Annotated in this window: 26 protein-coding genes and 2 tRNA genes; 16 read left to right on the top strand and 12 right to left on the bottom strand. The window is 39.5% G+C overall.

Annotated features, from left to right (window positions below):
- Positions 1-59: 59 nt before the first annotated feature.
- From rplM to G6Q00_RS01175, 4 genes are all read left to right on the top strand, one after another.
- Entirely contained in the window at positions 60-485 is a 426-nt protein-coding gene (gene rplM / locus G6Q00_RS01190) for a 50S ribosomal protein L13 (RefSeq protein ID WP_163531653.1), read from the top strand.
- Positions 486-875: a 30S ribosomal protein S9 gene (gene rpsI / locus G6Q00_RS01185; RefSeq protein WP_163498723.1), complete on the top strand. Its 390-nt coding sequence runs from the start codon at positions 486-488 to the stop codon at positions 873-875. It abuts the gene before it with no gap.
- 198 nt (positions 876-1,073) lie between these two features.
- Positions 1,074-2,456, top strand: a complete 1,383-nt coding sequence (locus tag G6Q00_RS01180) for an MATE family efflux transporter (protein WP_163531652.1) — start codon at positions 1,074-1,076, stop codon at positions 2,454-2,456.
- Positions 2,446-3,282 (top strand): J domain-containing protein, encoded by an 837-nt coding sequence (locus G6Q00_RS01175; RefSeq protein ID WP_240330912.1) that lies wholly within the window; start codon positions 2,446-2,448, stop codon positions 3,280-3,282. Before G6Q00_RS01180 ends, G6Q00_RS01175 begins: the two co-directional genes overlap by 11 nt.
- Here the strand turns inward: G6Q00_RS01175 and G6Q00_RS01170 are convergent.
- Positions 3,279-3,503, bottom strand: a complete 225-nt coding sequence (locus G6Q00_RS01170; protein ID WP_163498725.1) for a YdcH family protein — start codon at positions 3,501-3,503, stop codon at positions 3,279-3,281. The two genes, G6Q00_RS01175 and G6Q00_RS01170, sit on opposite strands and share 4 nt — an antisense overlap.
- Before the next feature lie 72 nt (positions 3,504-3,575).
- On the opposite strand from G6Q00_RS01170, the gene G6Q00_RS01165 reads away from it, so the two are divergent.
- From G6Q00_RS01165 to G6Q00_RS01155, 3 genes are all read left to right on the top strand, one after another.
- Complete coding sequence (locus G6Q00_RS01165; RefSeq protein ID WP_240330911.1) at positions 3,576-4,838, top strand: hypothetical protein; 1,263 nt, start codon at positions 3,576-3,578, stop codon at positions 4,836-4,838.
- A gap of 55 nt (positions 4,839-4,893) precedes the next feature.
- A complete protein-coding gene (locus tag G6Q00_RS01160) occupies positions 4,894-5,268 on the top strand; it encodes a hypothetical protein (protein WP_163531651.1) in 375 nt (124 codons plus the stop codon).
- A gap of 87 nt (positions 5,269-5,355) precedes the next feature.
- A complete protein-coding gene (locus tag G6Q00_RS01155) occupies positions 5,356-6,702 on the top strand; it encodes an FAD-dependent oxidoreductase (RefSeq protein WP_205426433.1) in 1,347 nt (448 codons plus the stop codon).
- Here G6Q00_RS01155 and G6Q00_RS01150 read toward each other — a convergent pair.
- On the bottom strand, positions 6,699-7,691 hold the full coding sequence (locus tag G6Q00_RS01150) for a type I glyceraldehyde-3-phosphate dehydrogenase (protein WP_163531650.1): 993 nt from the start codon (positions 7,689-7,691) through the stop codon (positions 6,699-6,701). The genes G6Q00_RS01155 and G6Q00_RS01150 overlap by 4 nt on opposite strands.
- Positions 7,692-7,800: 109 nt before the next feature.
- On the opposite strand from G6Q00_RS01150, the gene G6Q00_RS01145 reads away from it, so the two are divergent.
- Complete coding sequence (locus tag G6Q00_RS01145; protein ID WP_163498728.1) at positions 7,801-8,487, top strand: Bax inhibitor-1/YccA family protein; 687 nt, start codon at positions 7,801-7,803, stop codon at positions 8,485-8,487.
- Entirely contained in the window at positions 8,471-8,899 is a 429-nt protein-coding gene (locus G6Q00_RS01140) for a thiamine-phosphate pyrophosphorylase (RefSeq protein WP_240329492.1), read from the top strand. The genes G6Q00_RS01145 and G6Q00_RS01140 overlap by 17 nt, the downstream gene beginning before the upstream one ends.
- A gap of 400 nt (positions 8,900-9,299) precedes the next feature.
- Here G6Q00_RS01140 and G6Q00_RS01135 read toward each other — a convergent pair.
- A tRNA-Ser gene (locus G6Q00_RS01135) sits at positions 9,300-9,390 on the bottom strand.
- Between the two features lie 85 nt (positions 9,391-9,475).
- Between G6Q00_RS01135 and G6Q00_RS01130 the strand changes: the two genes are divergently transcribed.
- The 4 genes from G6Q00_RS01130 to G6Q00_RS01115 all read left to right on the top strand — a co-directional run bounded on the left by G6Q00_RS01130 (position 9,476) and on the right by G6Q00_RS01115 (position 13,578).
- Positions 9,476-10,186: a 5'-methylthioadenosine/adenosylhomocysteine nucleosidase gene (locus G6Q00_RS01130; protein ID WP_163531648.1), complete on the top strand. Its 711-nt coding sequence runs from the start codon at positions 9,476-9,478 to the stop codon at positions 10,184-10,186.
- On the top strand, positions 10,183-11,298 hold the full coding sequence (locus tag G6Q00_RS01125) for a DUF354 domain-containing protein (RefSeq protein ID WP_163531647.1): 1,116 nt from the start codon (positions 10,183-10,185) through the stop codon (positions 11,296-11,298). Before G6Q00_RS01130 ends, G6Q00_RS01125 begins: the two co-directional genes overlap by 4 nt.
- Positions 11,299-11,385: 87 nt before the next feature.
- Complete coding sequence (locus tag G6Q00_RS01120; protein WP_163531646.1) at positions 11,386-12,444, top strand: NAD(P)-dependent alcohol dehydrogenase; 1,059 nt, start codon at positions 11,386-11,388, stop codon at positions 12,442-12,444.
- Between the two features lie 75 nt (positions 12,445-12,519).
- Entirely contained in the window at positions 12,520-13,578 is a 1,059-nt protein-coding gene (locus tag G6Q00_RS01115) for an NAD(P)-dependent alcohol dehydrogenase (protein WP_163531645.1), read from the top strand.
- Positions 13,579-13,623: 45 nt separating this feature from the next.
- Here G6Q00_RS01115 and G6Q00_RS01110 read toward each other — a convergent pair whose 3' ends face one another.
- From G6Q00_RS01110 to pyrF, 3 genes are all read right to left on the bottom strand, one after another.
- Positions 13,624-15,552, bottom strand: a complete 1,929-nt coding sequence (locus G6Q00_RS01110; protein WP_163531644.1) for a hypothetical protein — start codon at positions 15,550-15,552, stop codon at positions 13,624-13,626.
- A 220-nt stretch (positions 15,553-15,772) separates the two neighbouring features.
- Positions 15,773-16,585 (bottom strand): pantoate--beta-alanine ligase, encoded by an 813-nt coding sequence (gene panC / locus G6Q00_RS01105; protein WP_163531643.1) that lies wholly within the window; start codon positions 16,583-16,585, stop codon positions 15,773-15,775.
- Position 16,586: 1 nt separating this feature from the next.
- Positions 16,587-17,270, bottom strand: a complete 684-nt coding sequence (gene pyrF / locus G6Q00_RS01100) for an orotidine-5'-phosphate decarboxylase (RefSeq protein WP_205426432.1) — start codon at positions 17,268-17,270, stop codon at positions 16,587-16,589.
- A 65-nt stretch (positions 17,271-17,335) separates the two neighbouring features.
- Here pyrF and kdsA point away from each other — a divergent pair, with 65 nt between their 5' ends.
- From kdsA to nusB, 3 genes are read left to right on the top strand one after another with little or no spacing between them, the layout of a single operon-like run.
- A complete protein-coding gene (gene kdsA, locus G6Q00_RS01095) occupies positions 17,336-18,169 on the top strand; it encodes a 3-deoxy-8-phosphooctulonate synthase (protein WP_163531641.1) in 834 nt (277 codons plus the stop codon).
- Positions 18,162-18,635, top strand: a complete 474-nt coding sequence (gene ribH / locus G6Q00_RS01090; protein ID WP_163498739.1) for a 6,7-dimethyl-8-ribityllumazine synthase — start codon at positions 18,162-18,164, stop codon at positions 18,633-18,635. Before kdsA ends, ribH begins: the two co-directional genes overlap by 8 nt.
- 1 nt (position 18,636) lies before the next feature.
- Positions 18,637-19,038 carry a transcription antitermination factor NusB gene (gene nusB / locus G6Q00_RS01085; protein ID WP_163531640.1) on the top strand — a complete coding sequence of 134 codons (402 nt, stop codon included), beginning with the start codon at positions 18,637-18,639 and terminating at the stop codon, positions 19,036-19,038.
- Between the two features lie 13 nt (positions 19,039-19,051).
- On the opposite strand, the gene G6Q00_RS01080 is transcribed toward nusB, so the two are convergent.
- The 6 genes from G6Q00_RS01080 to rpmI all read right to left on the bottom strand — a co-directional run bounded on the left by G6Q00_RS01080 (position 19,052) and on the right by rpmI (position 22,618).
- Positions 19,052-19,903, bottom strand: coding sequence for a YihY family inner membrane protein (locus G6Q00_RS01080; protein ID WP_430750778.1), 852 nt, complete (start codon positions 19,901-19,903; stop codon positions 19,052-19,054).
- Between the two features lie 13 nt (positions 19,904-19,916).
- The gene (locus tag G6Q00_RS01075; protein WP_163531639.1) at positions 19,917-20,759 is read right to left on the bottom strand and encodes a biotin synthase; all 843 of its coding nucleotides are present in this window, start codon (positions 20,757-20,759) and stop codon (positions 19,917-19,919) included.
- A gap of 16 nt (positions 20,760-20,775) precedes the next feature.
- Positions 20,776-20,873 (bottom strand) — tRNA-Sec (locus G6Q00_RS01070).
- Between the two features lie 31 nt (positions 20,874-20,904).
- Positions 20,905-21,786: an outer membrane protein gene (locus tag G6Q00_RS01065; protein ID WP_163531638.1), complete on the bottom strand. Its 882-nt coding sequence runs from the start codon at positions 21,784-21,786 to the stop codon at positions 20,905-20,907.
- Positions 21,787-21,996: 210 nt separating this feature from the next.
- The gene (rplT, locus tag G6Q00_RS01060) at positions 21,997-22,356 is read right to left on the bottom strand and encodes a 50S ribosomal protein L20 (protein ID WP_163531637.1); all 360 of its coding nucleotides are present in this window, start codon (positions 22,354-22,356) and stop codon (positions 21,997-21,999) included.
- A 67-nt stretch (positions 22,357-22,423) separates the two neighbouring features.
- Complete coding sequence (rpmI, locus tag G6Q00_RS01055) at positions 22,424-22,618, bottom strand: 50S ribosomal protein L35 (RefSeq protein WP_006565320.1); 195 nt, start codon at positions 22,616-22,618, stop codon at positions 22,424-22,426.
- Between the last annotated feature and the right edge of the window lie 17 nt (positions 22,619-22,635).

Genomic DNA, 22,635 nt, shown 5'->3' with positions numbered 1-22,635 from the left:
ATTCAGCGTGGCTTTAGTTTTAAAGACTAGAATAGCGCTTTTTGACTGAAAGGAAAGAGATGACAAAGTCTATTAAAGCAACTCAGATCAAGCGCGCATGGGTTGTGCTTGATGCTAAAGATCAAATTTTTGGACGCCTGATTACACAGGTTGCCACCCTTTTAAGAGGCAAACACCGCCCCTTTTATACCCCCCATGTAGATTGTGGGGATTTTGTGGTGGTGATTAATGCCTCCCATGTGAGATTCTCCGGGCTTAATAAGCTACAAGATAAAAATTATTTCACCCATTCGGGTTATTTTGGGAGTACCAAAAGTAAAACGCTAGAGGAAATGTTAGAAAAAGCACCGGAAAAACTCTTTTTTCTAGCCGTACGCGGCATGTTGCCCAAAACTAAGCTAGGGCGCGCAATGCTTAAAAAATTAAAGGTTTATAAAGATGAAAAACACCCCCACACTGCCCAAGTTGGCCAAAAGGATAACTAGATGACAAAGTTTTATGCCACAGGAAAAAGAAAAAGCGCCATTGCTAAAGTTTGGCTCTGGCATGGCAAGGGCGAGCTTGATATTAATGGCATGGATTTAGACACTTGGCTAGGCGGGCATGAATCTATCAAAATGAAGGTAATGCAACCCTTAGTTTTAACCCAACAAAAAGATCAAGTTAATATTAAAGCGGTGGTTTTTGGGGGCGGGTATAGCGCGCAAGCAGAGGCACTCAGACATGGCATTTCTAAAGCACTAGATAGCTATGATAGCGCGTTTAGGGCTATTTTAAAACCCAAAGGTTTATTAACAAGGGACTCTCGTGTGGTTGAGCGGAAAAAATATGGGAAACGCAAGGCAAGACGCAGCCCACAATTCTCTAAACGGTAGAGATTTTAGTTTTATTCTTGATTTAGACGGTAGTTTAAATCTAGTTAAACACCTAAGCCAAATTAACCTAGTGGGCAGGGTGGCTTTATTAACTGATTTAAAAACAAACCAGTTAATAACTAGGGTAAAAATCCCATGTTCTTAACCTATAGATTTATAGAATTTTATAGGGTTTTATAAGATTATAGGTTTGTAGGCATGGCCATTGATTTAAAAACCACCCCCATTTCCAAACTCTTTTTTTACTACTTTATCCCCCTAGCCTTTTCTATGATCTCGCTTTCTACCTATTCTATGATTGATGGCATGTTTGTGGGCAATAAATTAGGCAAGCAGGCTCTAGCCGCTATTGGAGTGTGTTGGCCTATTTTCCCTACTTTAATTGCTTTTGAACTGCTCTTTGGATTAGGGGCTGCCTCCATTGCTTCTTATTTTCTAGGCAAAGATCACGCCAAGCGCGCGCGGCTTGTTTTTAGCTCTGTTTTTTATTTTGTGGCTATTAGCATTACCTGTATTAGTTTAGCTTTAGTGCCCTTTAGTGAAACCATTGTAAAGATGTTAGGTAGTAGCGATGTAATTTTACCTATGGCTTCTGATTATGCCAGAGTGGTTTTCATGGGGGCTTTCTTTTTAGTTTTACACCCCCTAGCTGATGTCTTTGTAGTCAATGATAAACGCCCCTTTTTAGCCATGATAGCTATGCTCATTGGCTCTTTGACTAATGTTATTTTTAATTATTTATTACTCTATGTCTTTGAAATAGGGATTGAAGGTAGCGCGATTGCTACAGTGCTAGGGCATGCGGTGGGTTTTTTTGTGTTACTCTCTCATTTTTTACTTAAAAAAGGCCAGCTTTATTTTGTGGCTCGCTTTAATTTAGCTAGCGTGATTTCCTCAGCCAAAAGCGGGCTACCCCAAAGCATTTCTGAACTTAGCGCGGCTATTGTTATGCTTATGTTTAACCAAACTATCATGCACACAGTAGGCGAACGCGGGGTTTCTATTTATGCCATTATCATGTACAATGGCATTATCTTTTGGACAACTTTACTCTCTATTGGGCAGGGTATCCAGCCTATTGCTAGCTTTAGTTATGGGGCTAGTCGCTTAGATCGCGTGCGCATGGCCTTTATCTTTGGCTTGAAGGTGGCTTTTTGCGTGGGTGTGGCGTTGTATATTTTGTTTTACTTTTTTGATCCTTATTTACTTAAACTTTATGTGGATAAAAAACAACTTGCAGACCTTAACTTTCTTAAAGACACCAAAAAAGCGATGGATATTTACTATTTTGGGCATATTTTTTTAGGCATTAATTTATTTTGTGCGGTTTTTTTCCAATCTATCCAGCGTACTAAAAGCTCTTTTTTAATTACCTTGTGTGAAACCATTGTCTTTATTGCAATCTTACTCCCCATTTTAAGCCATTTTTATGGCTTGCAAGGCATTTGGGTTGCCTACCCGCTTTCCCAGTTTCTAGCACTTATAGTGGTGATATGGGTGATTTATTATGAGATCAAAAGAGGTACATTTAGCTTTATAGAACCTTATAAAAAAGGTGCTATAGTAAGCCATGCAGATTAAGACCAAAGCACCCCCGTTTTGTTTAGCTAATTCTTCTAAAAAATCTCACTCTAGCCAGTTTATTGAAGTGTGTTTAGACCCTTGCTTGTATGCTAAAACCAGCCTTTATATTGAAAAACATTTCCCCGAACATGTGCGCTTCAAACGAACTTTAATCTTGCTTGAACAAAAGAGTATTAAAAAAACCTATTTATTAAACCGCCTCTTTTATGCTAAATACGCCCTACACCCCTTTAACCACCCTGACATGTTTAAAATCTTATTACAAAAAATCCTAGATCACGCCTATTTACCCGTTGTGTTTAAAGAAAACCACGATTTAGAAAAAATTTATAGCCCCCACCTAGCGTTGGTGCATAAGGTAGAAATCCATGTGGTGTATATGCATTCTAGGTTAGTTTTTTACTACACAAACCACTTAGCTAGAGAATTTTTACACGCCACTTTTCCGGCTCATATTTTGCTAGAAACCCCTTTTTTAGATAAGCGCAATAGAAAAGATTTTTTGCATGAAACCCACGCCCATTTAGACGCTTTACAAATCCTGATGAATCTAAAAAACCCCCATTTTAAACACGCCTATATCCAGTTTATTTACCCCACCCAAACTTTGCATTTAACCAAACAAGAAGAATTGATTTTAAAAGCCTTGCGTACGCTAGGCTTAGGGGTGATGCATTCTAAAGAGGAAATCAAACACCGGTATTTAGAACTAGCTAAGCTTTATCACCCAGACACCGCCCCCAATACCTCTAAGCGCAAAAGCATTTATAAACAGCGGTTTTTAGAGGTTATGGAGGCTTATAAAATCCTTAAACACCTTTAATGGCTGGGCGCGTGCTCTTTGTGTTCTTGAATCATGCGATAAATTTCATCTTTGAGGTGTAGTTTTTTCTTTTTGAGAGTGGCGATTTTTAGATCATCTGTACCGCTAGCCTCTAAAGTCGCGATTTCATCATCTAAAGCGTTATGTTCCTCAAAAATCTTATGAAAATGAGGGTTTTTATTGCTCAACTCTTTAATCTCATCTCTGTATTCATGGAACATGCAACAATCCTTTCTGATAAAATCTGCCTATTATAGTATAATAGGCTTTCTTGTCGGCTTAAAGGATAACCCATGTTGTTTGCTCTTTTAAAATCGCCTACAAATAAAGTTTACCTTTTTCTCATCTGTATTTTGCTCTCTATCCCTAAACTCTATGGCATGCACTTTAGCGAACACATGCGCTATAACTTAGGGTTTAATCTATTCATCATGGACCATGAGGGCTCTACAACTTATTGGCCTAACACTAATACCACCCTTAATACCCGTTTAACTCCAGAAATTGGGTTTGCGTTTAATACTAAAAATGTAGAACAAAAAATAATGGTGGGGGCGTTTTTTTTCCAAAATATCCACAACTACAAACTAAACTTCCCCTCCAAATGGGGCCCCACACTTTATTACCAAGCCAAAGGGCGCTCGTTTAATTTTTATGGGGGGATTTTTCCAAGAAAATATCTTAATGGCCATTATCCACTTAATGTTTTCGCCCCCTACTACTGGTTTATTGATCCTAATGCTAGAGGATTTTTAGTCCAATATAAACCCATTAAAGACCCTTATAAATCCACCTCATTAGAGGGGGAGTTTATGCTAGATTGGTTTGGGGGGAATTGTTATATCTGTAAGTTTGGGCATAACAATTTGGGTAATGGCATGGATCGCTTTAGTTTCATGGGGTATACCGAACTTTCCACTCTCAAAGGGTTTTTAATATTTGGGGGCAATGCGGAGTACTTCCATGTAGAAGATCAATACTTGCTTAATTGGCCTAATACCTCTGGGAGTATCTCTACTGGATCGGTTTATTTATTAGATCGCCTCTATTATCAAGCCTATGCTAAAACCAATTTAATCAACGCCGCACCTTTCATGGAAAAATTAGATTTTTCTATAGGGGTGTTGGGGAATTTAGAGAGATTGCGCAGAATCGGTCTAAGTGTGCCCTTTAGGGTGGGTACAGGTTTGTTTATGGATACGCATATGCAGTATAAAGGCTTTGGGATTTATGACATGTTTTTTGCTAGCAGGCAAGGTGAGGATTTTCACTACAAAGAATACAATGATATTTACATTGATAAGATTTGTTCTAGCTCTAGCAATTATTGCCCCACACCGATTTATCGCGGCGTGCCTTTCTTCCAAGCCCCGCTTTATAATCGTCTGGATATTTACTACGAATTTAGAAGTTCCTTTGCCACTATCCGTACCCAATTTGTCTATAACACCATGAGCAATTACCACACCACACAGTCCTCTTACCAAGTCTATTTCACAGTAGCCCTAGACAGTTATGACTTGCTCAACTATGTTTTACGCAAGGTACGCCGCTAATTTAGCCGATATTACTCTTAGGCTTTAAGCCTGAGTTTAATAAAAGGAGTACTCTATGGCAGTCTCCATGGTAGGCAATGTAACTTATGTCAATCAAAATACCCCTTATGGTTCTATAATAAATCAAAACGCCCTGCCTAAACTCTCTGAGATCAACCACCAAGAATTTTTAGAGCGCTTACAAGTAGTCCAAGCAACCCGCGCTTTAGAGGAAAATAGATCTGTACATGAGGATAAAGAAGAGTCTAATCAATATTATTCACAAGATCAAAATCAATCCTCAGATTCAAAATCTGATACAAATACACAGGATAAAGCACACAGCTACCACGGCCATTATTACAGCGATGATGCGCTTAAACGCGCGGTAGAAAATACAGAAGAGTTAGAGCAACTGGTAGATTCACATGTCCTTGATGTTACAATTTAAATATATTTAATAATACGGCATAGGGGGCTAGCGTTAAACTAGGGGTTTTTAAAAAGTGCTAGCATTGTGAAAAACAAAGAGGTAGCTATGGCGTTTGATTATGATCTAGTTGTAATAGGGTTTGGAAAAGGGGGCAAAACTTTAGCAATTGCTGCCTCTAAACTGGGCAAACGGGTGGCTCTTATAGAAGAGTCTAAAGAGATGTATGGGGGGACTTGTATTAATACCGGCTGTATCCCTTCTAAAGCTTTATTACACATGGCCACACATAAAAAAGGGGCTAATGGTTATAAAGAAAGCATTGAGGCTAAAAATAAAATGGTGGCTATTTTGCGCCAAAGAAATTATGAGGCCTTGATACAAGCACAGGTGCATCTTATAGATGGGCATGCAGGATTTAAAGATAACCACACTCTCATGGTCTATTATGATGATAGCTGTCAAGAAATTAGCGCCGCTTATATTGTTATTGATACTGGCTCTATCCCTCTTAACCCCCCTATTCCTATCAAATCTAATAATGTCTATGACAGCACTTCTTTAATGCAATTAAGCACTTTACCCGCCCATTTAGTCGTGATTGGTGGGGGTTATATCGGTTTAGAATTTGCTAGCATGTTTAGCTCATTTGGACACCATGCGCACAAAACGGCTACACGGGTGAGTGTGATCGCGCGGGGGAATGTCTTTTTACCTAAAGAAGATGAAGTATTTCAAGAGAGTATTTATCAGACTCTCACACAACAAGGAATAGAAATTATTTTAGGTGCTGATGTTAAAGAGATTAAAGGCCATCGCATACACTATAGCGACTCAAATAAACAAGATCGTAGTTTAGAAGCCGATGCGATTTTATTAGCCACAGGCCGCAAACCAAATACCATTGATTTACACCTAGAAAAGGCTGGTATCAAATTAGGTACGCACCAAGAAATTTTAACAGATCCCTTTTTAGTGGCCAATGCAGATAGCGAGGGAAATATTTATGCGATTGGCGATGTTAAAGGTGGGGAGATGTTTACCACTTATGTTAGTTTAGATGATTATCGCATCGTCTTTGATCATCTCTATGGAGAAAAAAAGCGCACCACTTTAAACCGCAATGTCTTACCTGAAGTTCTTTATATAGAAACCCCTTATAGCCATGTGGGTTTGCGCGTACGCGATATTCAAGATAAACCGGTGCTAATTAAAACCCTTAAAACGGCTAGTATCCCCGGGGCTAGAATACTAGAGGATACAACAGGGCTTTTACAAGTATTAGTTGAAGATAGCCCTAAGCAGCGGGTTTTAGGGGCTAGTTTGCACTGCCCGCTTTCTTATGAATATATCAATCTGTTTAGTCTAGCCATTAATCAAAATCTAAGTTTTTCTGTTCTAAATGACATGATCTACACCCACCCCTCCATGCTAGAAAGCGCTAATATGTTTTAGGCGATATAAAAAGCTAAATCTACCAGCCGTCTAGCATAAGCCCATTCATTATCATACCACGCCATGATCTTAACATGTCTACCTAGACTAAAAATCATGTCCTCTATCACCACACAACTAGACTCATTACCCACAAGATCGCTACTCACCTTATAAGCGCTATCCACTTCTAAAATGCCCTTTAGATTAGACTGACTAGCCTCTTTAAAAAGCAAAAGAAGTTCTTCTGTGCTTGCCTCCTTTTGTAGGTATACGCTTAAATCCACCATAGAAACATCTATAGTTGGCACGCGCACACTACGCCCATGCATTTTCCCCTCAAGATTAGGTAAAACATAATAAAGAGCCATAGCTGATCTGGTAGTGGTTGGGATAATATTAGCAGCAGCGCGGCTACGGCGCTTATCTGTGCCTAAAACCCCATCAACAAGGGCTTGCCCTTTTGTATAACTATGAATGGTGGTGAGTAAAGCGCTTTCTATCCCAAAATGCGTATCTAAAAGCATGCAAAGAGGCGCAAGGGCATTAGTGGTACAAGAGGCATTAGAGATAATATCTTGCTTCTTGTAAGTGGCGTGATTCACCCCTAATACAAAAGTAGCCCTTTTAGCTAAATCTGAGGCACTAGGTGCAAAGGGCGCACCTAAGATCACCTTTTTAGCCCCCCTTTGTCTAAAAACTTCTAAATCCTCATAGGTGCAAAATTTCCCCGAAGTCTCTAAGAGAATATCTATCCCTGCTAAATCTAAATCCTGCGGATTAGTGCACTGCTTAAAAAGCACACAATCCTCTCCGGTATAAAGCTTTTCCCCCTTTAAAGATACCTCCGGCTTATAGATTCCATGCACGCTGTCATGTTGGAATAAATAGGTTAAAACCTCCCTATCTGCTAGATCGTTAATGAGGGCTAGAGTCCCCGCATACTTGGAGAGTAAAATCCGAGCCACACAACGACCAATCCTACCAAAACCATTAATCGCAACCCTCAACAAATCCCCCTATCTTACGCTAAACACCAATAATTTAATCAATATTAAGCAATAAATTAATAGCAATCTGCTACAATCCTAGCACTTTTTTGATAAAAGGAGTCTTACCATGGCATTGTATAACCGTTCGCAGGTGGAAACTTCTTTCCATGCAGAACAAAGTGAAACAGTCTTAGTTGATTTTGTTAAAACGACCTATAAGTTCTTCGCCGGTAGCCTTCTTTTGGCTACCATTGGCGCGCTAATAGGGCTGATGCATTTTAATGTGGTTGTCCAGTATAAATGGGCTTTCTTTATTGGTGAAATTGCTGCCTTTTTTGGGTTGATGTTCACCCGCAGAATGCCCACTGTCAATTTGCTAATGCTCTTTGCTTTTGCTTTCTTATCTGGTATCACTCTAGTACCTCTCTTAGGATTTGTAATTGCTAGATCTGGAGCAAGTGCGATTTGGCAAGCTTTAGGCATGACCACTATTGTATTTGGCATCATGAGTGTGTATGCGATTAAAACCAAAAGCGATCTAGCCAATATGGGCAAAATGCTCTTTATTGCTGTGATTGTTGTTTTGGTAGCTTCTTTAATTAACCTATTCTTAGGTTCGCCTTTAATGCAAGTGGCTATTGCTGGGGTGAGTGTGATTCTTTTTAGCCTCTTTATTGCCTATGACACTCAAAACATCATTAGAGGTCTTTATGCTAGTCCCATAGAGGCGGCTGTGGCTTTGTATGTAGATTTTTTAAATGTTTTTGTTTCGCTTTTACAGATCATGGGCTTTATGGGTGGTCGCAACGACTAAACCTATTTGGCGTCTTTTAGATGCCAATTTGAATCGTTTAAAGGAGGGGGTTAGAGTGGTTGAGGACATGATGCGCTATCTTTGCGATCATCAAGATTTAGCCACGCGCCTTAAAACAATCCGCCACACAGCCACTTCTATTTTTATCCAAAATAAAGTTGATTTTAATCTACTCTACACACAAAGAAATAGCAATACAGATGTGCTTAGCGCTTATGATTGTGTTAATACACAATCTTGTTTACACATGCTAGAGGCTAATTTTAAACGGGCACAAGAGAGCGCGCGCGTACTAGAGGAGTGTTTTAAATACATTTTATCCCCCGTACTAGACACTCCAAATTTTAAAACCTTGCGTTATGAGTTATACACCTTAGAAAAAGAATGCGTGCTTTTTTTCAAACAAACTTGATCAACGCTGTTTACTAAAATTTAATTTTTCTTAGATAAAATAGCCCCACTCGGTTTAGCACTGAGAATATTTTACTTCCGGAGGATACAATGTCACATCATACCGATGAATGTTGCCATGAGCATGAAGAGGGTGCAGAACACCACCATCATCACCACCATCACCACTACTATGGCGGTCATCACCACCACCATCACCACCACCATGGGGAACACCATCATCACCATGAACATGGGGAAGAACACAACTAGTTCTCATGATCCCGGTTACCACCGGGGCTTTGCTACACAATAATCTGCTATGCTTTATAAAATTTCTCTATCTTAATTATCTTAATTTAAACAAACCAAACAAGCAAAATATAAATTAGTACCATTGATTTAGCTATGTAGAAGAATAGTGGCGGACAGGGAGGGATTCGAACCCTCGGTAACCTTACGGCTACGCATCCTTAGCAGGGATGTGGTTTCAGCCAACTCACCCACCTGTCCACACACAAAACTAGATTTTAGCTTGTAACCACTAAGGGATAGCTTAATATGTTAAAATAAACTAATTATCAATGCAAGGAGCAAAATGCCTACTTTTAAGATCATTGGAGTTATGGGGGCAATGCAAGAGGAGATCACCCCGCTTTTAGAAATGTTTAGCCAGCATAGAGCAGAAAAAGTAGGCAATAACACTTTTTATATCATTCCCTTTAAAAACACCACCCTAATTTTAGCCTATAGTAAAATCGGTAAGGTACATGCCGCCACAACGGCTAGCACTATGATTTTACATTACGGGGTAGAGGCGCTTATTTTTAGCGGAGTGGCTGGGGGTTTAGCTACTGATTTAGAAATTAACGATCTAATCTTAGCCACACAGCTTTGTCAAGCAGATGTAGATTTAAGCGCCTTTGGCCATCCTTTGGGGTTTATCCCTGAGAGTAGCGTATTTGTAAAAAGTGATAGTACCCTTAATGATCTAGCTAGAGGCGTAGCGCGCTCTTTAAATATAGAGCTTAAAGAGGGCATAGTCGCCACTTGTGATCAATTTGTAAATAACCCTGAAACAAAACAAACATGGAATAAAATCTTTGGTGCGGCTGTGGTGGAAATGGAGGGAGCTAGCATGGCTTGCATTTGCCGGGATTTTAATATCCCTTTTTGTGTACTTAGAAGTGTGAGTGATAAGGCAAATGGGGAAGCCCCCGCTGATTTTGATCTCTTTTTACATGAGAGCGCTAAGATTAGCGCTCATTTTGTGTACACCATGTTAGAAAGATTAACAGAATTACTTTGATTTGGCTAGATATTATTGATCCTAAATATGTTTTATTTTTTAAAGAATTACTCCCCTTATTACAAACAGAATTTCTTATTACAACCCGCAGTAGCCCTAATTACCAAGAAACCCGCGCGCTTTTAGACCTTTATCACATGCCTTATTTATGCTTTGGTGGGCGAGGCGAAAGTTTAGAGCAAAAGTATATAGAACGCTTAAAGCGTAGCCATTGGTTTTTAAAACTTTTTAATAAAAAGCGCCCGGATTTATTGCTAGTGGGTGCAAGTGTAGAGGCTGTGCAAAGCGCTTTTGCTTTACAAATCCCTATTGCTTATTTTTTAGACACCCCAAGCTTAGGCTCTAAACCAAATGCAAAACAAACAATCATGCCCCCTACAAAACTAGCTAAACTCAGCGCCCCCCTAGCAGATGTGATCTTTGCTCCCTTTGTTGTACCTCTCAAGGCTTATAAATTAGCCGGTGTACAAGAAGTGATCTTTTATCCCTTTATAGATCCGGTATTATGGTTAAAAAAGCCCAATACAGAACTAGATTTTAGAAAAGTCTGTGGTTTAAATTGTAAGCGCCCCACTCTTTTATTGCGCCAAGAAGAACAAGCCCACTATGTATCCAATCCCACAACTTTATTTGATGCAAGTATCCTAGCTTTAAATGAATTAGATGTTAATCTAGTCATTCTCCCACGCTACAGCGCTAAACCTCTTAAAAAAGCCTTTAGCCACCTTAAAAATGTGTTCATCTTAGAACAAAAATTTAGCGCCACTGATTTATACGCCCATAGCGATATCATGTTAGGCGGAGGGGGGACGATGAATTTAGAAAGCTGTTATTATGGTTTGCCTACTTTGTCTTTGCGCTCTTTATGGCTCTACCATGATCATTATTTACTCAAACACCAATTAATGGCACACGCTACAACTGTGATTGAAGTTCTTCATTTTGTTAAAAACGCTTTATTACCCTATGAAAATCAAGATATAAACATAACCCGTAAAAATATCCAAGCCAAAAACCACGCTAAGGCTAAAAAATTCTTTATTAAGGGGGCGATTAATTTTGACTTTTTATTTAAAGCCCCTTTATTAGCCAAGTATTTTAATAGCCCCTAATTAACATTTTTGTAGTAAAATCGCGCGGGGTTTAAAACAAACTCTAAAAATTCCGGATTGATAAATTTTAGTGAAAAAGGAAAGACCATGCAAGCAATTAAAGCCAAAGGTTTTGCCATTTTTTCTAAAGATGGCAGGTTTCAAGAACACCATTTTAACCGCCACGCTTTGGGTAAAAATGATGTGTTAATTGATATTCACTACTGCGGGATTTGCCATAGCGATTTACACGCCGCTTATGGCGAATGGGGGGAGGTGTTTGCGATTTATCCAATGATCCCCGGGCATGAAATTGTAGGAGTTGTTAGCGCGATTGGTTCGCATGTACAAAAATTTAAGGTAGGCGATCGCGCTGGAGTGGGTACATTTGTGAATTCTTGTAAACAATGTAAACATTGTCTTAATCATAGACAAATGCTTTGTGAAAAGACGGTTTATACTTATGCGTGCTTAGATCATTTCCATGATAATGAGCCCCATATGGGCGGGTATTCAGATTGTATTGTGGTTGATGAGGATTATGTGATTAAAATCCCTAATGACGCGCCCTTTGAAAAGATCGCGCCCTTATTTTGTGCCGGTATCACCACCTACTCCCCTTTAAAGTTTGCACAAGTTGGCAAAGGTACTAAAGTAGGCATTGCTGGCTTTGGCGGATTAGGGCATATGGCACTTAAATACGCTTTAGCTATGGGTGCTGAAGTTAGCGTATTTGCAAGAAGTGAGGCTAAAAAAGAAATGGCGATGGATATGGGCGCTAAACATTATTATAGTTCGGTTAAACACGCTAGACACGCCGAGTTAGATTTTATTCTCTCTACAATCCCAACTAGCTATGAAATTGCAGATTATATGCGTTGTTTGGCTTACGGCGGGGAATTAGCCATTGTAGGCATGCCTCCCTTTAGCGTAATCCCTAGTGTTAATGCTTTCCAGTTGATCATGGACCCTAATAAAAAAGTTTATGGCTCTGCGGTGGGTGGCATTAAAGAAACCCAAGAAATGCTAGATTTTTCTATCGCGCATAATATTTACCCTGAAATTAAACTCGTTGAGGGTAAGGATATTGATCAAGTTTTTTACGATCTCACCCACTCTAATGCTTCATTTAGACATGTAATTGATATGAAAAAATCTTTTGCTTAGTTAGTCATTTTAAAAAGCGCTAAGGGTTAACTTTTTAGCGCTAGAATAGCCCCTATTTTTTATTAAAGGATAGACATGGAACGCATTAAAGCTAAAGGTTTTGCTATTTTTTCTAAAGACGGCAAATTTAAAGAGCATGATTTTACTAGACATGCAATGGGTGAAAAAGATGTGGTGATTGATATTCATTACTGCGGGATTTGTCATAGCGACATTCACGCCGCTTATAGCGAATGGGGGGAGGGGCTTTATCCGATGATCCCCGGGCATGAAATTGTAGGAATTGTAAGCGCGGTTGGTTCGCATGTGCATAAATTTAAAGTAGGCGATCGCGCTGGAGTGGGTACTTTTGTCAATTCTTGTAAACAATGTAGCAATTGTTTAAACCACCATGAAGTACTTTGTGAGAATGGAAAAGCTGTTCATACTTATAATTGTCCGGACTATTTCCACAACAACGAACCCCACATGGGCGGGTATTCTAATTGTATTGTAGTAGATGAGGATTATGTCATTAGAGTACCCAATGACGCGCCCTTTGAAAAAATCGCGCCTTTATTTTGTGCCGGAATTACCACCTACTCCCCTTTAAAATTTGCACAAGTTAAAGAGGGTACTAAAGTAGGTATTGCCGGTTTTGGTGGATTAGGGCATATGGCATTTAAATATGCTTTAGCAATGGGGGCGGAGGTTAGCGTGTTTGCAAGAAGTGAATCTAAAAAAGAAATGGCAATGGATATGGGCGCTAAGCATTATTATAGCTCTGTTAAAGACGCCAAACATGCCAATTTAGATTTTATTCTCTCTACAATCCCAACTAAATACGATCTAACAGATTATGTTCGTTGCTTAGCTTATGGTGGGGAATTAGCCATTGTGGGTTTGCCCCCCTTTAATGTAATGCCCACTATGAGCATTGCCCAACTTGTTTTTGACCCCAATAAAAAAGTTTATGGCTCTTTAGTAGGCGGGATCAAAGAAACCCAAGAAATGCTAGATTTTTCCATTTTGCACAATATCTACCCAGAAATTAAACTCGTTGAGGGTAAAGATATTGATCAAGTTTTTTACGATCTCACCCACTCTAATGCTTTATTTAGACATGTCATTGACATGAAAAAATCTTTCAAATAAGTTAAATCCTAAAGATTTTGCCCGCATGGGGGGTTTGAAGCGGGGTTAAAATCTATACGGATCATAAACACGGCGCACACTTGTTCTTTTTCTTAAATGGCGATGGATAATCGCCCAGAAACTAGAGGCGCGCCATAAAATGATTCGATCATACTGGATAAAAAACCCGCTATCTTGTATCCCTTGTTGCATTTCAAAGTTAATAGGCGCATGCCCAGTAACCCCTACTTCCCAGTTAAGATTATGTTTTAATAAAGGAATATCCGCCCCAACTTTAAAAATATTTGCCCCAAACTGAAAGCGCAAACCTAAATCTAAATCAAAATCATAAGAGGCGCGCCAAATATCACTTTGTGCGCTTAAATCATAATTCATACTCCCCCCAGATAGCCCAACAAAAATCCCATAAAATGCGGCGCTATTACTTTGAGGCGCGTTAAAATCCCAATACAAATCAGCGCCTAAATTAACCGATACGCCTTGTAAACTTCTTAAAATATTTGAGCCAAAATATTGCTGTGCAAAAAGTGGGCTTGAGATATAACCATACCCTACGCTACCCTGAATAGAGTAGCCAAAATGCTTACTAAAGAAAGATTGATAGCCTAGTAAAATTGCGCCATTATAACTTCTATTAGCATAGGGTTTAGTGAAACGATTAATGGTAGTCATCATAGGCACTAAACTTGTTTTTGTGCTATCCACCGCTGCAATAGCATTAGCAAAGTTTTTATAGTTAAAACTCAAAGTGTTAGGGGTAGTCATAGTAGGGGCGGGTTGCATGGCTTGGGAGGTTGTGGGAAAAAGTTGTTGAAAATTCTTATAAGTTTGTTGACTCAAAAGGCTAAGAAAAGTCTTATAATCATTGATTAATTCGGTTCTTTCTGTAGAATTATTAGACACTAAAGCGGCCATCCAGCTAAACCATTCCACAGTCTCTGTTAAGTATGTTAGTTTCTCTTGTGGAGTTTGTGTACTGAGGGGGCAATTTTTAATATGATACAAGCATGGCGATAATTGTTGAAATTGTTGATCGCTTAAATCTTTAGCTATCTGAGCGGCTGTTTTTGATGAATTTTTACAAGTAGTGTCTGTCATACACGAAGCTGTTACTCCGGTTATATTTTGCCCGTAATTAATCGCGTTGTTGTATTGAGATTGCGTCCAAACTCCGCTATATGGCCAAGAACTAGAGGTTTCTAAAGCTTGTAAACCTTTAATGATTGAATTAATACTATTGGTTACATCTTGTATAGTTTGATTTTTTTGATTTTCTTGATTGCTTGTAGCGTTACTAAGAGAGTTAGCAACATTATCAACTACGCTTTGGTATTTGTCTTTCTCTGTATTATATTGGTTTAATTTATTTTCATATTCCGTCTTTGCCTTGTTATAACTTGCTGTTTGCGTGGATATAGCGCTATTATAATCATTCACCTCCGTAGTGATTTGGCTTTGCAAACTTTTAATTTCAGATAACATAGAGTTATATTTAGAAAGCACACTTTGGTTATCTGAGCTATTAGCATGGGCACTTATATAGCTAGTTAACTCAGTAATAGTTGTCTGAATTTGGGCTTCAAGTGTGGGCAACCCCTCAATATCAGACAGAGATATACTAGTTCGAGAAGTTAGGGCTTGGTTATCAATTTGGGCTTGTAATAAAAGATTGTTTAAATCAGTGAGTTCGTTTAACGCTTGCGTGATATTTGAATCAAGGCTATTAACCCAACCTACTACAGTGGGCGGGTATTTGGCTTTACTATCTAGGCTAGGTAAACTAACCACACTTTGATCTAAAGCACAGATGGGGCAAGGTACTTTAGTTTGGCTACTTAAATCCTCATTGTTCATGCCATATTGAGCGCCAATAAATAAGCCGTTGCGGATATCAAGATCGGCTGCACTCAAACCAAAAACACTAACAACTAATAAAACTAATCCTAATCTTTTAACCATGACAAAAATCCACATTCAAATACTTTCATATTATATTGCGAATTAGGTAACAATTAGTAATCTATGAGTAATCTATGAGTAATCTATGAGTAATCTATGAGTAATCTATGAGTAATCTATGAGTAATCTATGAGTAATCTATGAGTAATCTAAAGGTCTAATAAATTTAAGACCTTGATGATCCGCGCTTAGCAACTTTCCTAAGTTAGATTTTTTAGGGTGCAAGCTTAGCCCCTCACACCCATAAATTATCTAATAAGCGTACAGTCCCGACTTGAATTGCGCATAAAATAAGGGTTTTTGTAGGCTCTATTTGCTCTAAGGGTGCTAAATTGTGATCACATATCGCTAAATAGTGCACTTTTAGCCCTTGCAACGCGTCTAAACCTAGCTGGATTAAATTAGCGCTATGTTTTTCACCCGCACTAATGGCTTTTTTTATGCGCATTAGGGCCTGAGGGAGTTTAAGCGCGCTTAGGCGTTGCTCTTGGCTTAAATACACATTGCGCGAACTTAAAGCTAACCCATCAGAATCGCGCACAATCTCACAAGGTACAATCTCTATATCTAAAAACAAATCAGCCACCATATGCTGGATAATTAAAAGCTGTTGGGCGTCCTTGCGCCCAAAATACGCCCGCTTAGGGCGCACTAGATTAAAAAGCTTGAGTACCACCTGTAAAACGCCATCAAAATGATGTGGGCGCATATCCGCCTCAAAACCTAGTAAAGAGGGGGGCGCTTGTAGTTTAATAGTTTGTTTAAAAGGATAAATTTCTATAGGTTCTGGTGCAAAAACAGCACTTACCCCCAAATCCTCACACAATTCTAAATCTGCTTGCAAAGTTCTAGGATATTGCTTGTAATCTTCATGGGGCCCAAATTGGGTAGGGTTGATAAAGATAGAAACAATTACGATCTTATTTTGTGCTCTAGCCTTTTGGATTAAACTTGCATGCCCAGAATGCAACGCCCCCATTGTGGGTACAAATCCAATTTCTTGGCCTCTAAATAGACTTAAATCACTGCCCTTAGTGCAAAACTGCATGCTAATCTCCTATCATTTCTAAAATCTTAGTGGTGATTTGCACGGGGTTAGAATCCTCATAAATCGGGCGGCCAATGACAATAAAATCGGCTAAGGCGTCTCTAGCGTCCTTTAAATTACCCACCCGTTTTTGATCATCTAAGCTGTGAGTAAAGGGGCGAATGGCCGGGGTTAGAGTTAAAAAGCGCGTACTAGTAGCTTGCTTAATAGCTTTACTCTCAAATACAGAGCACACCACCCCGTCTAAACCGCTTTTAAAACAAATTTGTGCAAGGTGTAAAACTTGATCTTGTAAAGAAACATGGTAGATTTGTTCTACTTGAGATTGCTCTAAACTTGTTAAAATACTAACCCCCATTAATAAAGGCGCTTTTTCTAACGCGCGCATTTTTTCTACTACGCTTGCTAGCGCTTCACTTCCGGCACTTGCATGTAAAGTGATCATCTCTACGCCTAATTTAGCACACTCTAGCGCAGCCGCTTGCATGGTAGAGCTGATATCATGTAATTTTAAATCTAAAAAAATTTTAAAGCCTAAGTTTTTAATTTCTTGTATAAATTGTGGCCCCTCGCGGATAAACCCCCTTAAACCTAATTTTACCCACAGATTTAACCCTTGAAGTTGTTTTAATAAGTTTAAACATGTACGCTTATTATCTAAATCTAGCGCTAAACACAGCTGCATCATATCCCTTTTTTAGCAAAAACAAACTAGAATGTAACATTATACACCACTATTTAAGGAAGAGTTTGGCTAAATGTGTCTTGATTGCGGGTCCTTGTGTGATTGAGCAAATGTCTATGTTAGAATCTATTGCCAATGCTCTTAAACCTCTAGCCACAGACCCTAGAATTGATTTTTACTTTAAAGCTAGTTTTGATAAGGCTAATCGCACCAGTTTAGAGAGTTATCGCGGGCCCGGATTAGAAAAGGGTTTATTAATGCTAGAGAGCATTAAAAATAAATTTGGCTATAAACTTTTAACTGATATTCATGAAAGCGCGCAAGCGGGTAGAGTGGCTGAAGTGGTAGATGTACTACAAATCCCAGCGTTTTTATGCCGCCAAACAGATTTAATTGTGGCAGCCGCACAGACTAAAAAAATCCTTAATATTAAGAAGGGGCAGTTTATGCACCCTAAAGATATGCAATATAGCGCGCTAAAGGCATTAAAAACCCGCGCTAAGGGGTATAAAACCCCCCATTATCAAGCTTGTTTAGAACATGGGATTTATCTTTGTGAGAGGGGGGCTAGCTTTGGGTATGCTAATTTGGTGGTGGATATGCGCTCACTTGTGATCATGCGCGCTTTTGCTCCGGTGATCTTTGATGCCACCCATAGCGTGCAAATGCCCGGAGGGGCTGAGGGTAAAAGTACGGGGGATAGTTTCTTTGTGCCCTTTCTAGCTAGGGCGAGTGCAGCCGTAGGGGTAGATGGGTTTTTTATGGAAACCCATTTAGACCCTAAGAATGCTTTAAGCGATGGGGCTAATATGATTGATACAGCGCATTTACAACCTTTAATAGAGGATTTATTAGCCCTACAAAGCTGTCAACACCATTTAAAGGATTTTAATGGCTGAATTTAAAAGCATTGAAGGGGCATTGAACTTACAAGGCCATGAAAGAGTGGCGATTTTAGCCTCTCGTTTTAACCATTTAATTAGCGATAGACTGATAGAGGGCGCGCTAGATAATTTTAAACGCCATGGAGGCAATTTAGCCAATCTAAGCGTGATTAGAGTTCCGGGTGGCTATGAATTGCCCTTTGTACTAGCTAAACTTCTTGAATCTAAAAAATACGACGGGGTATGTGTACTAGGCGCACTTATTAGAGGAGGCACACCGCATTTTGATTATATCAGCGCAGAGGCCACAAAGGGCATTGCTAACACCACTTTAAAATATGGCTTGCCTGTAAGCTTTGGCTTACTCACTACAGAAAATATTGAGCAGGCGTTAGAGCGCGCCGGGAGTAAAGCAGGCAATAAGGGCTTTGAGGCGATGCAAACCTTGATTGAATTACTTAATCTCTACCCTAAACTTTAAAATGGCAACTAGAAGTCAAGTTAGAGAAGCAGTTGTTGGCCTACTTTATGCCTATGAAAGCGGAAATGAAGCGGCATTAGAAAAGGCTACTGATTTTTTAAACCAAAGAAAGATCAAAAACGCCCAACAACAATTTGCTTTAGAACTTTTACAAGGGACATTAGATCGCTTAGAAAATTTAGATCAAATTTTACAGCCCTTGTTAAAAGATTGGCCTATTAAGCGTATCGGGAGCATGGAGAGGGCGATTTTGCGCTTGGGGGCTTATGAAGTGCTTTATACAAACACTAAGCCTCCCATTGTAATTAACGAGGCCATTGAATTAGCCAAACAATACGGCGAAGATCAAGCCCCAAAGCTTATCAATGCTATTTTAGATGTTTTAGCCAAACAAAAAGCCTAATACGCTTTTTAATTCAAATATCTTTAGTATTGGAACGCTTTAATAAGGGTCTGCTATTTTGATCGCACACCTCACACCCATACATGCCAAAGAGCAAGAGTAACCAAGAAACATAAATATAAGACATTAAAAACCATAGGATAGAAATTGAGCCATAGAGTTCGTGGTAAGTGCGGTTATAAAGCACATAATAAACAAAGCCCCATTTCATCAAATTCCAACAAATACTAGTGATAAAACTCCATAAAAGAGACCATGAAAGCCGTTTAAAGGTTTTATTAGTCGGGATAAGAAAGAGTAAAAGAAAGAAAACATAAGAACCTAGCCAATGTAAAAAAGAGAGTTGCCACCCGCGCGCTAAATCCTGCATTTTAATATCATAAATAAGAATACAGGGTAAAACAAGCATGAAGACAATCCCCGTACCAAATCCCCAAAAAACAAAAATCCTTTTTCCTTGAAAGGTGAAGTAATCGCGCGGTTCAGCGTTAAAAATCTTAGAGGCGATGTAGCGGTAGTTTTCACAGAATAAAAAGAAAGCAAGCGCGATAAAAGAGATTTCTACAATGCCTAAGGCACGGTTATTTTGCATGAAAGATTTAAAAAAAGAACGGGTTACTTTAATAAAATCCGGGCTATCTGGAAAAAGTAACTTTTCTACCTCAAAGACCTGAGAAAAGGGGCTAACAAAAACAAGGGCGATAAAGAGCAAGATAGGAGAAAGAGAGAGAATCGTATAAAAGCTTAAAGAGGAGGCGTAGTAAAAAAGCGAGGCCATTTCCTCAAAGCGCTTTTTTGTGCGATCAGAAGTTAAGGCATTGCAGGCATAAAAGAAACCCAAAATGCCTTTAAAAAATTGTTCTATGCGCTCTAAAAGCCTACCCATCACAGCTAGTAGCAATGCTTAGGCCATATTCTTTAAGCATTTGTAAATCGTGATGTGGGGCATTACCCTTTGTGGTGAGATAATCCCCTAAAACAATGGCATTTACGCCGTACTCAAAAATCTCTCTTTGGTTTTTGCCAAAGACCACTTCACGCCCTCCAGCTACCATTAAGCGCGTTTTAGGCAGAAACTCTCTAGCTAAAATCACACATTCTAGGGCTTCCTCTGGGCTTAAAACGCTCTCTTTAATGGGCAAAGAGGGGCTTGGGATAAAAAAGTTAATAGGGGTGGTGGCAGGGCTTAGAGATTGTAAGACTCTTAAAAATTCTATGCGATCAACTACACTCTCACCTAGTCCAAAAATGCCCCCCGAACATAGACTCAAACCCGCCTTTAACACATTTTCACAGGTTTGATAACGCTCTTTAAAAGGGTGGGTAGAACAGATATTTTTAAAAAACTTTTCTGAGGTTTCTAAATTGTGGTTGTAGCTATCAATGCCATTTTCTTTAAGATATTTTAAAGACTCAATATCTGCACGCCCGCAACAAGCAATGAGGTGTAAATGGGGCACTTCTTGCTTAATTATTCTAGCTAACTTAGCGATATAATCGCATTTTTGATCCTCAAGCCCGCGCCCCGAGGTTACCAAACAAAAGCCTAGTGCGCCTAAAGCATGTAAGTATTTGGCTTCTTCTAAAACTTCTTGTTCTTTTTTGTATTTATAACGGCGGATTTTACCCTGATGGTGGGAACTTTGGGTGCAGTAAGCACAATCTTCGCTACAATCCCCGCTACTCACATTAGAGATCGAGCATAAAAAAATTTGTTGCATTTAAAAAACCTTAGATTGGCAAGAGAGCCAAAGAATCGAACTTCGCAGCGCTTAGAACACCTAAACGCTCTTTGGGTTTGAAGCCCAAGGCACACACCAGTGTTGCTTGCTCTCCATAAGCCCCATAAGGGGCAAAAGTAAAATCTTAGAAGTCAACGAGATAGCGCCAGTAGAAAGCAAAGTCGCGTTGCAAAGTTGCTTTGAAAGGAAGACCGGCGGGTATATTACCTAAAGCGGTGTAGTAGTTAGTGCGGATAAGCGGAATTTTAATGCCTACCTCAAAGCCATTATGTTTTGTGCCAAAGCGAATCCCGCCATTAAGGAAGAAGTTAAAGCTAGAGATTCGCATATGCCCGGCGTAGGTCTCCATTAGCTTTTTATAATACCAGTTCATAGGACCAAAAGAAGACCCACCAATGGCAGCCCCTGCAAAGAAGCCAAAGTGGAAATTTTCTTTATTAAAGATTTGGGGGTTAAAAAGGACATCTGTCCCCACGCCGTAGGCAAAAATATTAGTGGGGTGATACATGCTATTGTTCCAATTGCTATTAGGATCAATGCTTTTAAAGTAGCGGTAATCAGAAGCGTTATAATCAAAAAAGCCATAGTAACGCATTCCAAGCTCAGGCAACTTTTTAAAGAAGTGCTTATACCCTACTACAACCCCAAAACCATTAGTAACATGGTTACGGGCGTTTACATTTCCCTTAAAGGTGTGGCTACCCATGTTACCCCAACTAACGGAGGTAGAATCTCCACTAATATCGGTGCTACTGCCCGCTGCACTCCCAGCACACTGAGCCGCGTTTGCACAAGCTTGTTCAGTGGAGGTAAACATACCCAGTTGGTAATCCGCGCCTACAAAAAAGGCGTTCCTTTCCCCGCGTCCTGAGCTAGAGGTGTGCTTTTTAGAGATCCGTACATGTTGTGCATGTTTGTGATCAGACTTCTTCGTTGGAGACTGCGGGCTTTCTGCAGCACCTAAAAGTGCTGTAGCTAGGGGAATGGCTATCATTGTTCTTTTCATTAGGTTCCTTCAGTTTAAATGGATTTCTAGCGCCAGAATTCTAGCATTATGCTATTAAAAAAAACATAAAAATACAAAAACTAACCAAAAAAAAATAATATTATAAAATTAATTTTTGTAGCAATAACTACAAAGCCAGCAAACGCCCTTTTTTGCAAACCACACACCCCCAAAAAAGGGGCGCTTTTTACTCTAAGTTGATCAGAGTTTTTAGGCGCTGGGTAAATGGGCTTTAACCTGCTCTATTAGATTAGAAAAGGCCGGCATATCATTCATCGCCATATCAGCTAGGATTTTTCTATCTAGCTCAATATGGCTACTTTTAAGCGCGTGTATAAAACGCGAATAAGTTGTGTTGTGCATGTGGCAAGCGGCGTTGATACGCACAATCCACAGACTTCTAAAATCGCGCTTTTTCTGTTTGCGATCTCTAAAGGCATAACATAAACTGCGCTCAAGCTGTTCTTTAGCCTTTCTAAAATGTTTCCTACGCCCGCTATAAAACCCTCGGGCTTGTTTTAGAACTTTCTTGTGGCGGCGATGGCGCACCACTCCGGTTTTAACTCTCATAACTTTCCTTTACCTTTTAAGGTGTGATTATCATCAAACTTTCCCTTTTTGCTGGAGGGGGAAAAACTTAAGCTTTACACAAAAGCCCTGCTACTGAGCGCAAATTTGTAGCATGCACATAGTGGGGGGCGTTGAGGTTGGCTTTTCTTTGCGGGCTTTTTTTAGTCAAAATATGGCTTTTAAAAGCACTGCCCCGCTTAATCAGGTTCTTTTTAACCTTAAAACGCTTCGCTGCTCCGCGGTTAGTCTTCATCTTGGGCATCTTCTCTCCTTTCTGAT

Source organism: Helicobacter suis (genome assembly GCF_902196125.1).
Taxonomy (GTDB): Bacteria; Campylobacterota; Campylobacteria; order Campylobacterales; family Helicobacteraceae; genus Helicobacter; species Helicobacter suis_B.
This window is presented reverse-complemented; position numbering and strand designations above follow the sequence as displayed.

Bases quoted from the DNA above. Each gene is read 5' to 3' on its own strand.
- G6Q00_RS01115 (WP_163531645.1), top strand. From the start codon at position 12,520: ATGGAACGCATTAAAGCTAAAGGTTTTGCTATTTTTTCTAAAGACGGC.
- G6Q00_RS01180 (WP_163531652.1), top strand. From the start codon at position 1,074: ATGGCCATTGATTTAAAAACCACCCCCATTTCCAAACTCTTTTTTTAC.
- G6Q00_RS01155 (WP_205426433.1), top strand. From the start codon at position 5,356: ATGGCGTTTGATTATGATCTAGTTGTAATAGGGTTTGGAAAAGGGGGC.
- pyrF (WP_205426432.1), bottom strand. From the start codon at position 17,270: ATGCAGCTGTGTTTAGCGCTAGATTTAGATAATAAGCGTACATGTTTA.
- G6Q00_RS01160 (WP_163531651.1), top strand. From the start codon at position 4,894: ATGGCAGTCTCCATGGTAGGCAATGTAACTTATGTCAATCAAAATACC.
- G6Q00_RS01165 (WP_240330911.1), top strand. From the start codon at position 3,576: ATGTTGTTTGCTCTTTTAAAATCGCCTACAAATAAAGTTTACCTTTTT.
- G6Q00_RS01170 (WP_163498725.1), bottom strand. From the start codon at position 3,503: ATGTTCCATGAATACAGAGATGAGATTAAAGAGTTGAGCAATAAAAAC.
- G6Q00_RS01065 (WP_163531638.1), bottom strand. From the start codon at position 21,786: ATGAAAAGAACAATGATAGCCATTCCCCTAGCTACAGCACTTTTAGGT.
- G6Q00_RS01145 (WP_163498728.1), top strand. From the start codon at position 7,801: ATGGCATTGTATAACCGTTCGCAGGTGGAAACTTCTTTCCATGCAGAA.
- G6Q00_RS01075 (WP_163531639.1), bottom strand. From the start codon at position 20,759: ATGCAACAAATTTTTTTATGCTCGATCTCTAATGTGAGTAGCGGGGAT.
- nusB (WP_163531640.1), top strand. From the start codon at position 18,637: ATGGCAACTAGAAGTCAAGTTAGAGAAGCAGTTGTTGGCCTACTTTAT.
- rpmI (WP_006565320.1), bottom strand. From the start codon at position 22,618: ATGCCCAAGATGAAGACTAACCGCGGAGCAGCGAAGCGTTTTAAGGTT.
- G6Q00_RS01120 (WP_163531646.1), top strand. From the start codon at position 11,386: ATGCAAGCAATTAAAGCCAAAGGTTTTGCCATTTTTTCTAAAGATGGC.
- G6Q00_RS01110 (WP_163531644.1), bottom strand. From the start codon at position 15,552: ATGTGGATTTTTGTCATGGTTAAAAGATTAGGATTAGTTTTATTAGTT.
- rplT (WP_163531637.1), bottom strand. From the start codon at position 22,356: ATGAGAGTTAAAACCGGAGTGGTGCGCCATCGCCGCCACAAGAAAGTT.
- rplM (WP_163531653.1), top strand. From the start codon at position 60: ATGACAAAGTCTATTAAAGCAACTCAGATCAAGCGCGCATGGGTTGTG.
- G6Q00_RS01130 (WP_163531648.1), top strand. From the start codon at position 9,476: ATGCCTACTTTTAAGATCATTGGAGTTATGGGGGCAATGCAAGAGGAG.
- G6Q00_RS01175 (WP_240330912.1), top strand. From the start codon at position 2,446: ATGCAGATTAAGACCAAAGCACCCCCGTTTTGTTTAGCTAATTCTTCT.
- ribH (WP_163498739.1), top strand. From the start codon at position 18,162: ATGGCTGAATTTAAAAGCATTGAAGGGGCATTGAACTTACAAGGCCAT.
- rpsI (WP_163498723.1), top strand. From the start codon at position 486: ATGACAAAGTTTTATGCCACAGGAAAAAGAAAAAGCGCCATTGCTAAA.
- panC (WP_163531643.1), bottom strand. From the start codon at position 16,585: ATGCAGTTTTGCACTAAGGGCAGTGATTTAAGTCTATTTAGAGGCCAA.